Origin of the sequence: Nocardia mikamii NBRC 108933 (genome assembly GCF_001613505.1) — a bacterium.
Classification (GTDB): Bacteria; Actinomycetota; Actinomycetes; order Mycobacteriales; family Mycobacteriaceae; genus Nocardia; species Nocardia mikamii.
Window position 1 is genome coordinate 405,928 of the sequence record NZ_BDCM01000006.1, and the last position, 15,299, is coordinate 421,226.

The 15,299-nt window shown below is 69.4% G+C and carries 12 protein-coding genes; 8 read left to right on the plus strand and 4 right to left on the minus strand.

From position 1 onward, the window contains the following. Positions 1-59: 59 nt before the first annotated feature. Positions 60-1,160 (minus strand): redox-regulated ATPase YchF, encoded by a 1,101-nt coding sequence (gene ychF, locus NMI01S_RS08570; protein WP_062995405.1) that lies wholly within the window; start codon positions 1,158-1,160, stop codon positions 60-62. Between the two features lie 334 nt (positions 1,161-1,494). Between ychF and NMI01S_RS08575 the strand changes: the two genes are divergently transcribed. Further along, on the plus strand, positions 1,495-1,932 hold the full coding sequence (locus NMI01S_RS08575) for a GlcG/HbpS family heme-binding protein (protein WP_174554461.1): 438 nt from the start codon (positions 1,495-1,497) through the stop codon (positions 1,930-1,932). A 15-nt stretch (positions 1,933-1,947) separates the two neighbouring features. Here the strand turns inward: NMI01S_RS08575 and NMI01S_RS08580 are convergent, their stop codons facing one another. Then, positions 1,948-2,370 (minus strand): GlcG/HbpS family heme-binding protein, encoded by a 423-nt coding sequence (locus tag NMI01S_RS08580; RefSeq protein WP_063920689.1) that lies wholly within the window; start codon positions 2,368-2,370, stop codon positions 1,948-1,950. Between the two features lie 100 nt (positions 2,371-2,470). Between NMI01S_RS08580 and NMI01S_RS08585 the strand changes: the two genes are divergently transcribed. Continuing rightward, positions 2,471-2,911 carry a MarR family winged helix-turn-helix transcriptional regulator gene (locus NMI01S_RS08585; RefSeq protein ID WP_062995407.1) on the plus strand — a complete coding sequence of 147 codons (441 nt, stop codon included), beginning with the start codon at positions 2,471-2,473 and terminating at the stop codon, positions 2,909-2,911. Between the two features lie 64 nt (positions 2,912-2,975). Here NMI01S_RS08585 and NMI01S_RS08590 read toward each other — a convergent pair whose 3' ends face one another. Beyond that, positions 2,976-3,590 (minus strand): TIGR03086 family metal-binding protein, encoded by a 615-nt coding sequence (locus NMI01S_RS08590; protein ID WP_062995408.1) that lies wholly within the window; start codon positions 3,588-3,590, stop codon positions 2,976-2,978. Positions 3,591-3,690: 100 nt separating this feature from the next. Between NMI01S_RS08590 and NMI01S_RS08595 the strand changes: the two genes are divergently transcribed. The 6 genes from NMI01S_RS08595 to NMI01S_RS08615 all read left to right on the plus strand — a co-directional run bounded on the left by NMI01S_RS08595 (position 3,691) and on the right by NMI01S_RS08615 (position 11,458). Continuing rightward, complete coding sequence (locus NMI01S_RS08595; RefSeq protein WP_062995409.1) at positions 3,691-4,644, plus strand: helix-turn-helix transcriptional regulator; 954 nt, start codon at positions 3,691-3,693, stop codon at positions 4,642-4,644. Between the two features lie 197 nt (positions 4,645-4,841). Beyond that, on the plus strand, positions 4,842-7,136 hold the full coding sequence (locus NMI01S_RS08600; protein ID WP_062995410.1) for a carbon starvation CstA family protein: 2,295 nt from the start codon (positions 4,842-4,844) through the stop codon (positions 7,134-7,136). Then, the gene (locus NMI01S_RS36520; RefSeq protein WP_157126095.1) at positions 7,058-7,426 is read left to right on the plus strand and encodes a YbdD/YjiX family protein; all 369 of its coding nucleotides are present in this window, start codon (positions 7,058-7,060) and stop codon (positions 7,424-7,426) included. Before NMI01S_RS08600 ends, NMI01S_RS36520 begins: the two co-directional genes overlap by 79 nt. Before the next feature lie 280 nt (positions 7,427-7,706). Continuing rightward, positions 7,707-9,344, plus strand: a complete 1,638-nt coding sequence (locus NMI01S_RS08605) for an AlkA N-terminal domain-containing protein (RefSeq protein ID WP_084512740.1) — start codon at positions 7,707-7,709, stop codon at positions 9,342-9,344. Further along, positions 9,341-9,868 carry a methylated-DNA--[protein]-cysteine S-methyltransferase gene (locus NMI01S_RS08610; protein ID WP_062995411.1) on the plus strand — a complete coding sequence of 176 codons (528 nt, stop codon included), beginning with the start codon at positions 9,341-9,343 and terminating at the stop codon, positions 9,866-9,868. Before NMI01S_RS08605 ends, NMI01S_RS08610 begins: the two co-directional genes overlap by 4 nt. Before the next feature lie 87 nt (positions 9,869-9,955). Further along, positions 9,956-11,458, plus strand: coding sequence for a carboxylesterase/lipase family protein (locus NMI01S_RS08615; protein ID WP_062995412.1), 1,503 nt, complete (start codon positions 9,956-9,958; stop codon positions 11,456-11,458). On the opposite strand, the gene NMI01S_RS08620 is transcribed toward NMI01S_RS08615, so the two are convergent. Further along, the gene (locus NMI01S_RS08620) at positions 11,459-15,280 is read right to left on the minus strand and encodes an AAA family ATPase (RefSeq protein ID WP_062995413.1); all 3,822 of its coding nucleotides are present in this window, start codon (positions 15,278-15,280) and stop codon (positions 11,459-11,461) included. Positions 15,281-15,299: the final 19 nt, after the last annotated feature.

Sequence of the window (15,299 nt, forward strand, 5' to 3'; positions counted from 1 at the left end):
AAATATCGGCCGATAGGATGCCGTTTACTATATAGGCAAGTCCGCGATCATGGGCTCCGCTAAGCTTTTTTGCCGCCAGACGCTAATCCGCTACGGAACTCGACTACATCCCCGTCGTGCATGACGTAGTCCTTACCTTCCATCCGCACCTTGCCCGCGGACTTGGCGGCGGCCATGGAACCGGCTTCGATCAGATCGTCGTAGGCGACGATTTCGGCCTTGATGAAGCCGCGTTCGAAGTCGGTGTGGATGACGCCGGCTGCCTTGGGGGCGGTGTCGCCCTGGTGGATGGTCCACGCGCGGGCCTCTTTCGGGCCGGCGGTGAGGTAGGTCTGCAGGCCCAGGGTGTGGAAGCCGGCGCGGGCCAGGGCGTGGAGGCCGGGCTCGGTTTGGCCGATGGATTCCAGTAGTTCGAGGGCGGACTCCGCGTCCAGCTCCAGAAGTTCGGCTTCCACCTTGGCGTCGAGGAAGACCGCATCGGCCGGGGCGACAGCGGCTTTCAGTTCGGCGATGCGGGCCTCGTCGGTCAGCACCGACTCGTCGGCGTTGAAGACGTAGAGGAACGGCTTGGTGGTGAGCAGCGACAGTTCGCGCAGGAGGTCGGCGTCGATCTTGTCGCGGACCGCGTACAGGGTCTTGCCTTCGTTCAGGAATTCCTGCGCCTGCTTGGCGGCGTCGGCGACCGGCTTGCGATCCTTTTTGACCTTGGCTTCCTTGTCGAGGCGGACGACCGCCTTCTCGAGGGTCTGCAGGTCGGCGAGGATGAGCTCGGTTTCGATGACCTCGATATCGCTGAGCGGGTCGACCTTGCCGTCGACGTGGACCACGTCGTCGTCGGCGAAGACGCGGACCACCTGGCAGATGGCGTCGGCTTCGCGGATGTTGGCGAGGAACTTGTTGCCCAGGCCCGCACCCTCGGAGGCGCCCTTGACGATGCCGGCGATGTCGACGAAGGACACCGTCGCGGGGACGATGCGCTCGGAGCCGAAGATCTCGGCGAGCTTGTCCAGCCTCGGGTCGGGCAGCGGCACCACGCCGACGTTCGGCTCGATGGTGGCGAAGGGGTAGTTCGCCGCGAGCACGTCGTTGCGGGTCAGCGCGTTGAACAGCGTCGACTTTCCGACGTTGGGCAGGCCGACGATACCGAGGGTGAGACTCACGAGTGCAAGAGTCTACGCGGCGCCCGTTCGGCGACCGAATCTGCCCAGGTCGCGACCAGTGCATGGAGTACCCCGGCCCGCCGACCCGAGCGAACGCCTCATGGGACGGCCAAGCCGCGGCCACCACGCCCGTGCGCGCCTCGTCGTCGGTCCGGACGTTCTGCCCCCTGTGCGCGACCGGCCGCTCAGAAGGTGACGGGGAGCGGAGGGCGCTGTCGATCGCCGCATCCAGAAACGCCGGCGGGTCACGGCGCCGTAGACCTCCACTGCCGCAAGGGATTCGACGCCCACACCGCCGCCGCATACCGTGACGGCACCCGACTAAGGTCGACTCATGGCGCAGATCCCTCGACTTCCCGGATTGGGCTTGGCCGATGCCGATTGGCTGGTGACCGCGGCCCTGGCGGTCGCCTCCGAACGCCGATTTCCGCCGCTGGCGGTGGCGGTGACCGATGTGAGCGGCGCGGTGATCGCGCTGCGCCGGGCGGACGGCGGGATGCCGATGACGAGTCGCCTCGCGGTGGCCAAGGCGCGCACCGCACTCCTGACGCTGCATCCCTCGGGACAGCTTCCGTTGCCGGGTGAGATCGTCGACAGCATTCAGCATCTCTACGACGGTGACTACATCCCGTTCGCGGGTGGCGTGCTCGTCACCGAGAACGGTGTGATCCTCGGGGCGGCCGGGGCATCGGGCGCTCATGCGACCCAGGATGAGGAAGTCGTGCAGGCTGCCGTGGAGCGCTGGCATGAATACCGCTCGCACACAGCCTGATTCGTAGCAAAACGCTTACGCCGCGTCGGGTGTCGATCGAGAAGCAGCGAGCCCGAACTCGGCGCATTCGTCGTCCTGTTCGGGCCGCCCACCAGAGACCGCGACCGCGCCGAGCACGACACCGTCGCGACGAATCAGCCGCGCGCCCGCGCCCGCCACGATCGGTGTCGGCGACAGCTGATCGATGCGGTCGAAGAGGGCGGGCCAAGCCTTCTGGAGTTGCTGCAGTTCACCGCCGTCGCGATGGAACAGAGCGACGCTGGACGCCTTCGCGGGAGCGATCCGGGCCGAGAGCGGTGGCGCACCGTCCATCCGATCCAGCACTCGCACGTGCCCGCCCTCGTCCACGACGGCCACGGTCACCCGCGCACCCAAATCCGCAGCGCGACAGCATATCCGAGCACTGATGGCGCGTGCCTCATCCAGCGTGAGCAACATCTTCTCCACCTCCGATAATCGTTGGCTTAACCAACGGTTTACGACAGCGACGCTACCCCAATTTCGTTGGACCGTCCAACGAATCCACTAGACTTCACGCATGGACGACACACCCGCACGCCTGCGCGGCAAACCGAGCTGGCTGGTCGGCAAGACCGCGGCGCTCGCCCAGCGACATATCGGAGAAACCATGGCGGCGGCCGGCGGCCGTGGCTACCACTTCGCGATCCTGGCGGCACTCGACGAGTTCGGCCCCGCCAGCCAAGTGGCGATCGGCCAGCGGTGCCGCATCGACCGCAGCGATACGCACGCCATGGTGACCGAGCTAGAGGCGCAGAAATACGTTGCGCGGGAACCGGATCCGAACGACCGGCGCCGCCACCTGATCACCCTCACCGCAGCCGGCGAGCGGCGACTGCACGAACTGGACGCCGCATTGACCGGCGCCCAGGACGAGATCTTCGGCGGTCTGACGAAGGCGGAGCGCGACCGCCTGGTCACGCTGCTGACCCGCGTACTGGACCGACACGAGAACGCATAGCAGAACCGGCCGGGCAAGCGAGGCGGCCAGGGGCCGCCGTTCTCGCGAAGGGTGAGCCGCACACTCAGGCGCGCGGGTTGCGGCCCAGGTAGCGCAGCAGGGTGTCGACGGCGGTATCGCCGGGCTCGGCATCCAGCACCGCCGCGTACGCGCCCCACTGACGCAGCGGTTCGATCAGATCCGTTGCGGCAGTGAGCAAATGGGTGGCCAGGGTGTCGGTGAGCGGGGACGGCCGGCCGGTGGCGATCGCGATATCCCAGGCGTGGACGGCGGCGTCGAGGGCGGCCATGACGGCGGCGACGGGGGTCGGGAGGGCGCCGTGCGGGAGCGGGGTGGGGACGGTTTCGGCGTCGTCGGCGACGGTGGCCCAGGCGGTGGCGGTCTGGTCGAGGGCGGCGGAGATCAACTCCGCGCCGGTGCCGTCCAGCGAGCCGGAGGGGGCGAAGGGGTCGTAGGCGGGGCCGGCGCCCACGCCGAGGGCCGCGGCGAAGGCGAGCTGATCACCGGCGGCGTGCTGGACGACCTGGGTGACCGTCCACTGCGAGCACGGGGTGGGCAGGTCCCACTGCGCCGCGCCGATTCCGGCCACCGCGTCGGCGAGGGCAAGGTAGGAATCGGCGAGGACGTCACGCCAGACGGGGGCGAGAGCGGCGGCGGGGGCGAGGGAGGTGGCGTTCATCGGAGGGCCTTTCGTTCTTCGTTTTCGGCGTTGAACTCAGACTATTGGGCAATTAGGCTCGATTCCTTCCTAATAATCCGCCGCCGAAAAGAGCTTCGTTGTGACCTCCACCACAACCCGCGTGCTACGCCTGCTGTCACTGTTGCAGGACCGCACCTATACCGGCCGGGAGCTGGCGCAACGGCTCGATGTCAGCGACCGCACCTTGCGGCAGGACATCGCACGGCTGCGGGAGCTGGGCTACCCCGTCCATGCCGAGCGTGGCGCGGTCGGCGGCTACCGGATCGGGCAGGGTAGGACCATGCCGCCGCTACTGCTCGACGACGACGAGGCGGTCGCGGTGGCGGTGGCGATCGGCCTCGCCGAGGACGGGTCCACCGGGATCGCGGATATCGATGAGAACGTGGCGCGGGCGCTCGCCAAATTGGAGCGGATTCTGCCGGTTCGGTTGCAGCGCAAGGTGACAGCGCTGCGCACCGCCACCGAGATCGGTCCCGCGACGACCGGCTCACGCGAACCCGATGCGCCCGTGCCGGCGCAGACTCTCGCGACCATCGCATCCGCGATTCGCGGCACTCGGGTCCTGAACGTGGACGGTGGCCGCCTCGAGCCGTATCGGCTGATCAACTGGCAACGCCGCTGGTATCTCGTCGCCTACGATCTCGAAACCCATTGCTGGCGTGCGCTTCCCGTGGCCGCCGTCGGCAGCGTCGCGACCGGATCCCAGCACTTCGCGGCCCGCACCCTGCCCGACGCCGATCTCGTGGCGTTCGTGCTGCGGGAAATCGCCACGGCCGGGTGGCGAGTCCACGCCCGCGTCACGGTACTCGCACCGGCCGAGACGGTGATCGCGCGCATCAATCCGGCCGTCGGCGTGGTGGAACCCGTCGACGCACAGTCGTGTGTCTTGTATACCGGCGCGGACACGTTGGAGACGATCGCGATCTACCTGAGCATGCTGATGATGGACTTCCGCGTCGACGGGCCGCCAGAACTCGTGGACCACATCCGGACCCTCGGCCGCCGTTATTCATCGGCTGTTCCGCCCGGCTGAGCCCGAACGCGAGGGATCTGCGCTTCGGCCTCGGATGTAGGCATGCGGTCCGATGAACAATTCCTGAACGGGGTGCGGATCCCACCGTGGGCTCGCCCGATTCGGCGGGATTCCGCTACCTTGAGTCAGTTCCACCTGATGTCCGGCCGGAAGCTCCTCTTCGATCGGACCTAGACCAGCACGGGAGAGTAGCTCGCATGGCGACCATCGAATACCTCCGAACCGAGCCGGAGCTGCCTCCCGTCGGGATCGTCGACCGCCGGCCGATCACGCCCGCCAAGAAGGCGATCTTCGCGGCCATCGCCGTCTTCGGTGCGGTCGCCTGGGCGATCCTCGCCGTCGCCCGCGGCGAGAACGTCAACGCGGTATGGATCGTCATCGCGGCGGTGTGCACCTACATCATCGCCTACCAGTTCTACGCCCGGCTGATCGAATGGAAGATCACCACACCGCGCGACGACACCGCCACTCCGGCAGAGGAACTGGAGAACGGCACCGACTACATGCCGATGGACCGGCGGGTCCTGTTCGGCCATCATTTCGCCGCCATCGCCGGCGCCGGTCCGCTGGTCGGGCCGGTCCTGGCTGCGCAGATGGGGTATCTGCCAGGCACGCTGTGGATCGTGATCGGCGTCGTGCTGGCCGGGGCCGTCCAGGACTATCTGGTGCTGTGGGCATCGGTGAAGCGCCGCGGCCGCAGCCTCGGGCAGATGGCTCGCGACGAGCTCGGTGTGGTGGGCGGTGTCGCGGCGCTGATCGCGGTACTGGTGATCATGGTGATTCTGCTGGCTGTCCTGGGCATCGTGGTGGTCAACGCGCTCGCCGCGACCAAGGGCGCCGACGGGCAACTGCACGGCGGCAGCCCGTGGGGTGTGTTCTCGATTTCGATGACGATTCCGATCGCGCTGCTGATGGGTCTGTACCTGCGCTACGCGCGGCCGGGCAAGGTCGGCGAGATCTCCGTCGTCGGATTCGTACTGCTGCTGCTCGCCATCGTCTCCGGGCGCTGGGTGTCGGAATCCGGCTGGGGCCGTGACCTGTTCACCCTCTCGGGCACCACCATCGCGTGGATGCTGATCATCTACGGCTTCGTCGCCTCGGTGCTGCCGGTATGGCTGTTGCTGGCGCCGCGCGACTATCTGTCGACGTTCATGAAGGTCGGCACCATCGTGCTGCTGGCGCTGGGCGTCGTGATCACCATGCCCGTGCTGCACGCACCCGCGGTCTCCCAGTTCGCCGGGAACTCCAAGGGTCCGGCGTTCGCGGGCAGCCTCTTCCCGTTCCTGTTCATCACCATCGCCTGCGGTGCGCTGTCCGGATTCCACGCCCTGGTGTCTTCGGGCACGACGCCGAAGCTGCTCGAAAAGCAGTCGCAGGCACGGATGATCGGCTACGGCGGCATGCTGATGGAGTCGTTCGTCGCGGTGATGGCGATCATCGCGGCCAGCATTCTCGACCAGCATCTGTACTTCGCGATGAACACCGGCGGCCTCACCAGCGCACAGGCCGCCGCGGACAAGGTGAACGCCCTCGGACTCGGCGGGACACCGATCACCGCGAACGAGTTGAACCAGGCCGCCCACGACGTCGGTGAACAGGCGATCTACTCGCGCACCGGCGGCGCGCCCACACTCGCCGTCGGCATGGCCGAGGTGATGCACAACTTCATCGGCGGCGCCGCGATGAAGTCGTTCTGGTACCACTTCGCGATCATGTTCGAGGCGCTGTTCATCCTGACCACCATCGATGCCGGCACCCGCGTCGCGCGCTTCATGCTGTCGGACACGCTCGGCAACCTCGGCGGACCGGCCCGCAAGTTCAAGGATCCGTCCTGGCGGCCCGGAGCCTGGCTGTGCACCTTCGTCGTGGTCGCCGCCTGGGGTTCGGTGCTGCTGATGGGCGTCACCGATCCGCTCGGCGGTATCTACACGCTGTATCCGCTGTTCGGCATCGCCAACCAGTTGCTGGCCGCGGTCGCGCTGACGGTGGTGCTGGTGATCGTGATGAAGAAGAGGCTGTGGAAGTGGGCCTGGATTCCGGCGTTGCCGCTGATCTGGGACCTCATCGTCACCATGACGGCCTCGTGGCAGAAGATCTTCTCCGGCGACAAGAACATCGGCTACTGGACCCAGCACCGTATATACAGCGACGCGCGTGACGCCGGAAAGGTGCTCGCGCCGGCCAAGAGCATGGCCGATATGGACAAGGTCGTGCGCAACACGTTCATCCAGGGCTCACTGTCGATCATCTTCGCGGTGCTGGTGTTGATCGTGGCCGCGGTCGGTGTGATCGTGTGTGTTCAGGCGGTGCGGCGCGGTGGTGGAGCCACCACCGAGACTCCGGAAGTGCCCTCGAAGATCTTCGGGCCGTCGGGTTTCCTCACCACCAAGGCCGAGAAGGAGGTGCAGCGCGAATGGGAGGAACTGGAACGCACGGGAGCGGTGAAGGCCCCCGGAGCAGCGCACGCGTCGACTCCGGAACCGGCTTCCTAGCAAGCGAATTCGAGGGTTCCGGCGCGGCGGCAGGGGCCGCGCCCGCTCCGTCCGCCGACACGGATGCGGCGAGAACGCACCGTCGGAGCGTCGCGGTTCTCGGGGCGCCGCTGCGTGCGGTCCGGGCGGGAGCCCGCTACCTGAACGCGGTGCTCGGCGGGCAGGACTATTCGCGATATGTGGAGCATCTGCGCCGCCGGCACCCCGATCGGCCGATTCCGAGCGAGCGCGAGTACTGGCGAGAGCGGCACGCGGCGGCCGATCGCCACCCCGGAACCCGGTGTTGCTGAGCTCGCCGCGCCGCCGATCGGTGGCGGCCGGGCCGATCGATGGGGCAGCCGACGGCCGCGATGTTCGCGTGTGATCTGCGACCAACTCCGCACAACTCCTCCGGCGACTCCGGCCGACCCGAAATCCTTGCGACGCTGCGGAATAGGCCCTTGGCGGCGGTTATACGCAGCCGCTCTCAGTTGAACGATAATTGATAGCGCATGGCTATGTCGCTGAAACGTTGTCCTGCGGGGGTAGTTGTCTGATTCCCGCTAGCGCAGGCGGCCTCGGGCTGACAAGGTGGACTGCGTGAGTGTGAACGGTCTGGACTTCGAGCGCTGTTATCGAGCGGTGGCCACCCGCGATGCCCGTTTCGATGGGCAATTCGTCACGGCGGTGCGCACCACCGGAATCTACTGTCGGCCATCGTGTCCTGCTATCACTCCGAAGCGTACGAATGTCACGTTCCTCCCCACCGCGGCCGCCGCGCAGCAGAACGGATTTCGCGCCTGCCGCCGGTGCCTGCCCGATGCCGCACCCGGCTCACCACTGTGGAATACCCGCGCGGATCTGGCCGCGCGAGCGATGCGGCTGATCGCCGACGGCGTGATCGAACGCAGCGGCGTCCCCGGCCTGGCCGACAAACTCGGCTATTCGCAACGGCAACTGACCCGGGTACTCACCGCCGAACTCGGCGCCGGTCCGCTCGCCCTGGCTCGCGCCCACCGCGCTCACACTGCCCGGCTGCTCATCCAGACCACGCGAATGCCCATGTCCGACATCGCCTTCGCGGCCGGTTTCGCCAGCATCCGGCAGTTCAACGACACCGTGCGCGAGGTGTTCGTGGTGAGTCCGACCGTCCTGCGCGAGGAGGCGCGGCGGTTGCGCGGCGACACACTGCCCGCCACCAACGGCGCCCTCACCCTGCGCCTGCCCTATCGCGAACCGCTCGATGCGAGCTGGCTCGAATGGTTCCTGTCCGCCCATGCGGTCCCCGGGCTGGAGAGCTGGGAGGACGGCGTCTACACGCGCAGCCTGCGCACCCCGCACGGGCATGCCACGGTGCGCGCGAGTATCCACCCCGGCCATGTGCGTGCGAGTCTGGCGCTGCACGACATGCGCGATCTGGCGCCGACGGTCGCGCGGATCCGGCATCTGCTCGACCTGGACGCCGATCCGGTCGGAATCGATGCCGCACTCACCGAGGGCTTCGGACCCGGCGCCCCGGCGATCGGCGCGGGCATCCGCGTGCCCGGGTGCCTGGACGGCTCGGAGTTGTTGCTGCGCACCATGATCGGACAGCAGATCTCGGTGTCGGCGGCGACCACGCATACCGCCCGCCTCGTCGACGCGCTGGGTGAGAACGTCAACGGCCCGATGCCGCGACTCTTCCCCACCGCCGAGGCCATCGCCGAACGCGGCGCCGACGTGCTGACCGGCCCGGCCCGGCGGACCGCCTCGATCGTGGGCGCCGCCCGCGCGCTCGCCTCGGGTGACCTGCGACTGCACGCCGGCCGGACCGCCGCCGACGTACGCCGCGATCTGCTCGCCATCGACGGGGTCGGCCCGTGGACGGCCGACTACGTGACGATGCGACTGCTCGCCGACCCGGACATCCTGCTGCATACCGATCTCGTGGTCCGGCAGGGCGCGGCCCAGTACGGGATCGATCTCACCGATACGTCGCGATGGGCGCCGTGGCGGTCGTATCTGTCGATGCATCTGTGGAAGCGCGCGCTGTCCGAACGCACCGCGGTGGCCGGGGGCGCGACTGCGCGAGCGGCATCGGCACGCAACGGCGGATATCCCACCGGGCGCGACGACGCCACCCGGCCCGTGCCCGCCCGCGCCGCACTCGACCGTCGTGGCGACGCCCGTCCCGGAGCCGCGGCCGCCGATGCCGGCCGTCGCACGGCCTATCTGGGCGCGCGCCGATGAGCACCGCGGATTACGCGACGGTCCCGACCCCGATCGGGCCGTTCACGGTGATCGCCGACGCCGACGGCGCGGTCCTGGCCTCCGGCTGGACCGCCGACGCGGAGGGGCTGCGCGGTGTCGTCCATCCGCGCGTGCGACCGGCCGCGCTGCGCCGCTACGACGCCCTCGACGAGCTCACCGACACCGTCGAGCGGTACCACCAGGGCGAGCTCGAGGCCATCGACGGAGTGGCGGTGCGGCAGGTGTCCGGTCCGTTCCTCGAACACGCCTGGTCGGTGCTGCGGGCGGTACCGGCCGGCGCGCCGATCACCTACACCGCGTTCGCGCTCCGGTCCGGCCGCCCGGAGGCCGTGCGCGCCGCCGCCAACGCCTGTGCGCGCAATGCGGCCGCGCTGTTCGTTCCGTGCCACCGGATTCTGCGTACGGACGGCTCGCTCGGCGGCTTCCGCTGGGGGCTGGGCTGTAAACGCTGGTTGCTCGCCCACGAGCGGGCGGCGGCGGACAAGGCCCAGCTCACGCGCTGAGCTCTCGGGTGCCCGGATCCGGCGCACCGAACTCGTGCCGAACAGTCGGTCCGGCGGGCAGAATGCGGAACGACGAAGGAGTTCTGCATGGAAACGATCGTGTCGGTCACAGGTGGCAAGGTCCGCGGCACCACCGAGAACGGGGTGAGCACATTCCTCGGCATCCCCTACGCGGCCGCGCCCGTCGGCCCGGCCCGATTCGACCTGCCGCGGCCGGTTCCGGAATGGGACGGCGTGCGCGATGCGCTGACCTACGGCGCGACCTGTGTGCAATCGCCATATCCCGCGCCGATCCACGCGCTGATCGGCAGCGACGGATTGCCCGGTGACGAATACCTGAATCTGAACGTGTGGACGCCCGATGTCGGCGGATCCGGTCTGCCGGTCATGGTGTGGATTCACGGCGGCGCCTTCACCCGCGGCTCCAACGCCCGCACCATGTACGACGGCAGTACCTTCGCCCGCGACGGGGTCGTGGTGGTGTCGATCAACTATCGGCTCGGGATCTCCGGCTTCGCCGCCGTGCCCGGCGCACCGCTCAACCGCGGCCTGCACGATCAGATCTTCGCGTTGCGCTGGGTGCGCGACAATATCGCGGCGTTCGGCGGCGACGCCGACACTGTGACCGTCTTCGGCGAATCGGCCGGCGGGATGAGTGTGGTCGACCTGCTGACCGCCGCGCCGGCGCGCGGACTGTTCCGTCGCGCGATCGTGCAGAGCGGCAACGGATCCGCGGTCGCCGAAGCCGCCGACGCGGTGAAGGTCGCCGAAAACCTCGCTCGCGCACTGGGCATCGAGCCGACGGCCGCGGCCTTCGGCGAACTCGGACCGGACCGGCTGCGGACCGCGCAGGACGCGGTGGCGCTGGAGTTGATCACCAACCCGGATCCGAACCGGTGGGGCCGCACGATCATCGACAACGGCCTCGGGATTCTGAGTTTCTTCCCGGTGATCGACGGCGAACTCATCGAGGACCGGCCCGTCGACGTGCTGGAGCGTTCCACCGGCCACGCGGTGCCGTTGATCATCGGCTGGACGGCCGAGGAATTCCGGTTCTTCACCTTTCCGACCGGCATCGCGGCCACGCTCACCGACGAGACGCTGGGGCCGGTGCTGTCCCGCTACGGTGTCGACCCCGCCGCGGTGGAGGTCTACGCCGAGCATCGGCCGCAGGCCACACCCGCCGACCTCTTCGCGGCCGTGATCACCGATATGGTCTTCCGCGACGATTCGATGCGCATCGCGGCCGCCAACACCGCCGCCGGGGCGCCGACGCATGTGTACGAATTCGGCTGGCGCAGTGAGGTTCCCGAACTCGGCGCCTGTCACGTGCTGGAGATCCCGTTCGTCTTCGACAAACTCACCGAGGCACATCCGCTGACCGGGCCGAACCCGCCGCAGCCACTGGCCGACGAAATCCACCGGGCCTGGGTCGATTTCGCGACGCACGGCGATCCGGGTTGGGCGCCGTTCGGAACGGACCGGCAGGTGCGCGGGTTCGACTTCCCGAGTTCGACCACCATGCCGGATCCGCACGCCGCGGAGCTACGGGCACTGCGCACATCGGGCAGCCGGTTGCGCCGCGGGTGATCAGGCGACGATGGTGCGCAGCCGGGAGCCGGTCGGTTCCCGGATGACATGAAGGCGGCTGGGGATGCGCTGGCGCATCTCGTCGACGTGGCTGACCACGCCGACCACCCTTCCGCCCGAACGCAATTCGTCCAGCACACCCATCACGGCGTCGAGGGTGTCGGCGTCGAGGCTGCCGAATCCCTCGTCGATGAACAAGGTATCCAAGACCAGGCCACCGGATTCCGCCGCGACCACATCGGCGAGGCCGAGAGCCAGTGACAGCGAAGCCATGAAGGTTTCCCCACCGGACAGCGTCTTCGCGGGACGGACGGCACCGGTGTAGTCGTCGCGGATGTCCAGGCCGAGACCACCGCGGCGGCCGCGCGGACCGGCCGCATCGGAATGGACGAATTCGTAGCGGCCGCCCGACATCCGCCGCAGGCGTGCCGACCCGGCGATCGCGACCTCCTCCAGCCGCGCGGCGAGCACATAGGAGCGCAGAGACATTCGGCGGTTGTTGGCGCCGCGTCCCGCGACCACGTCGGCGAGACCCTCGAGCTCGAGGTGCGCCTGCTGGAGCGGTGCGATGCGGTCGGCCGCGGCCCACAGCTGACTGCCGAGTTCCTCGAGTTGCGCGACGCGGCGGGTGTTTTCGGCGTGCACGCCGACCGCGGCGTCCAGCGCGCGTCGCGCCTCGGCCACGGCCGCCTCGACCTCGGTGAGGTCCACCGCTTCGGCGTCGGCCGCGGCCCGGACCTCGGGTTCGGCGAGAACCGCTTCGGCGTGGGCGCGGCGGCGGTCGGCGGCGACGAGCTCGGCCTCCATCTCGGTCTGCTGCTGCGGGGTGCGGGTCGCGGCCGCGACGACCTTCGCGTAGGCCGCGAGCACCGTGTGGTCGGGTGCGTCCGACGCGGAGCGTTCCGGCTGCGGCTCGGTGGCGATCTGCAGGTCGGCGGCGCGGGCCGTGTGGTCGACGCGGCGGGCGAGGTCGGCGAACTGATCGCCGGCGACCGAGGCATCGGTGCGGGCGGTGAGCAGATCCGTGGCGTCGGCGATGAGCGCTTCCAGGCGGGCGCGGCGACGCTCCACCGTGCCGTCGGCACCGGCGGCCACCCGGACTCGCTCGGTGAGTTCGGCCAGCCGCCGATCGGCCGACAGAATGCGTTCCTGCACTGCGCTGGCTCGGCTTTCGAGTTCCCGCAGGCGCGTGTGCAGCTCGGTCTCGGCAGTGCGCAGCCGCTCCACCTCGGCGGTGCGATCGGCGGCGGCGCTCGCCTTCTGCTGCGCGGACCGGAATTGTTCGGTCGCCGCGTTCACGGCCGCGGCCAATTCCGCGTGATCACCGTCGCCGCCGCGCTCCACGAGCAGTTCGATCCGCCGTTCCAATTCCGTGCGGCGGGTGAGGGCACGGTCGCGGAGCTGTTCGGCGTCGCGTTCCGCCTGAACCGCCGCGTCCTCGTCGGATTTCGCGACGGTGACGGTGGTGGGCCGGGCGGGGGCCGGATGGTCGCCGGAACCGCATACGCTGCACGGTTGCCCCTCGACGAGCGCACCCGCCAGCTCGGCCGCCATACCGGCGAGACGACGTTCGCGAATATCGAGGGTGCGCTCGCGCGCATCGGCGTGCGCGGCGCGGGCGCGCTCGAATGCCTCGGTGGCCGTCGACAATTCCTTCCGCGCGCCGACCAGCTCGACGGCCGCCTCCGCCGCGGCACGCGTGCGCTCGCATTCGCGTTCCAAGCCCGCCAGCGCGGCCCGCGCATCCGCCGCCTCCCGCAGCGCCACCTCGGCCGAGCGGATGGCCTGCGGCAACCGCTCCCTGCGCTGCGACAGCTGTTCCAGCTCCCGGGTCGCGGCGGCGTATTCCGTTCGTAGGCCGGCCAATTCGGTGGTCAGGCGCACGGCGTTCTCCGCGTCGGCGCGGACCTCTTCCAGGGAGCCGATGTGTGCCGACCACCGTTGGACGGCGGCGTCGATACCGCGCGCAGTTGTGGTGTGCACAGTGCCGTCCGCAGGGCGCGGGCTGTCGTCCACCGAATGCGGACCGTCGCCCGCCGAGCGCAGGCAGTCGTCCGTCGAGTGCGGACCATCTCCCACCGAGCTCGGGTTCGAGCTGTCAGCCGTCACACCGGTCGCGCCACCGGGCGTCCCGGTCTCGGCTGCGACAGCACCGCCCGCCGCGTCCGTGCCCGAGTCGTCGTGCGCTCCGGCAATCCGCGGCTCGCCCGACCTGCCCGGCTCGTTCTGCGCGCCGGCACCGGAGCGACTCCGGTCACCGCGTGACTCCGGCGCCGGTGCGGGGCGGACGAGGTCGATGGAGAACAACTCCAATTCGACCGGCTCGTCCACCGCATCGTGCTCCTCCTGCGGAGGAACAGAGAGAGCGAACAGCGTTGCGTCGTCCGTCGTTTCGGCGTGGCCGGGGTCGGTTGCCACTGTGACCGGCGTAACCTGAGGCCTGTCCCCCGCGGACTCCCCGGCATGCTCTTCGCCGGAGCGGCTCCATTCGGCCGCCATCACGTCATCGGTCGACGCGAAGGCGGCTTCTCCGGCGGCGTGTCCGCGGTCGGCGGCCGTGCCGGCCAGAACCGATTCCGCAGCGGATCGGCTGCTCTCACTCGAGCTCACCGAGCGCAGACCATGGCGGCCCTCGCCTGCGGCACCCTCTTCGTCGGCGTCGGCGCGGCCGATCTCCGGAATGGCCGACAGTTCCTCGGCCAATTCCGTGTCCACCAATTCGGCGGCGGCGAGATCATTTGCGGCCCAGGTCGTTCCGGGAAGCTCGGCGGATTCCGGTTCGAGCAGGCGGGCGGCCAGGCGTTCGGCGAGGTCACGGGCTTCATCGGTGCGGCGGCGCAGGGTCATGGCGGCGGTGCGGGCGTCGGCGAGCGCGGCCGCCACCGGTTCGACGCGGCGGGCGCGGTCCAGATCGGTCTGCACCCGCTCGCGGTGGGGCGCGCCGGCGATGTAGTCGTCGAGGTGGCGGCGGGCGATCGCGGCGCGTTCGCGGCGCTCCTGTACGCGGCGATGTTCCTCGGCGGCAGCCTGTCGCAGCGCCGAATCCCGCTGGCAGCGGGCCAGATCCGCCGCCGAACGCTCGGTCTCGGCGCGGGCCTGGGTGAGGAGCTGCTGTGACCATTCCACGGCCTCGAGCGGGCCGACGGCTTCGGTGGCGCCCAGGCCCGCGGTGATCGCGACCTGGGCGATCAGGCGGTCGACGCTCTGGCGGTGAGTGTCCAGCTGCGCGCCGCTGTCCCGCCGCCGCTGGGCCAGCCACTGTTCGGCCGTGCCGAAGCGTTCGGTGTCGAACAGTCGCTCGAGCAGCTTCTCCCGATCCTCGTTGTCCGAGCGCAGGAACCGTGCGAAGTCGCCCTGTGGGAGCAGCACCACCTGGAAGAATTGATCGGCACTCATCCCCAGCAGCCGGCTCACCTCGTCGCCGATATCGGGGATGCGCGACAGATGTTGTCCGCGCCCGTCCAGCCATTCCAGTGTCGCCGCGGCCTGTTCGGTCCGCATACCGATGCCGCGCTTCTTCGGCCGCTCGAATTCCGGCGATCTGGTCAGGCGCAGCCGGCGGCCGCCGAGCGTCGCCTCCAGCACCACCCGCGGCGCGGTCTGCGCATCGGCGTGGTCGGAATGCAGGCGCTTACTCTCACCGCGCGCCCCCGGCACTCGGCCGTAGAGCGCGAACGCGATCGCGTCGAGCACCGTCGTCTTCCCCGCGCCGGTATGACCGTGCAGCAGGAACAGACCGTCGGCGCCGAGCTCGTCGAAGTCGACCCGGGCCGTCTCGGCGAACGGCCCGAAAGCCGTGAGCTCCAGCCGATGCAGCCTCATGCGGCCCCCGCCTGGACGT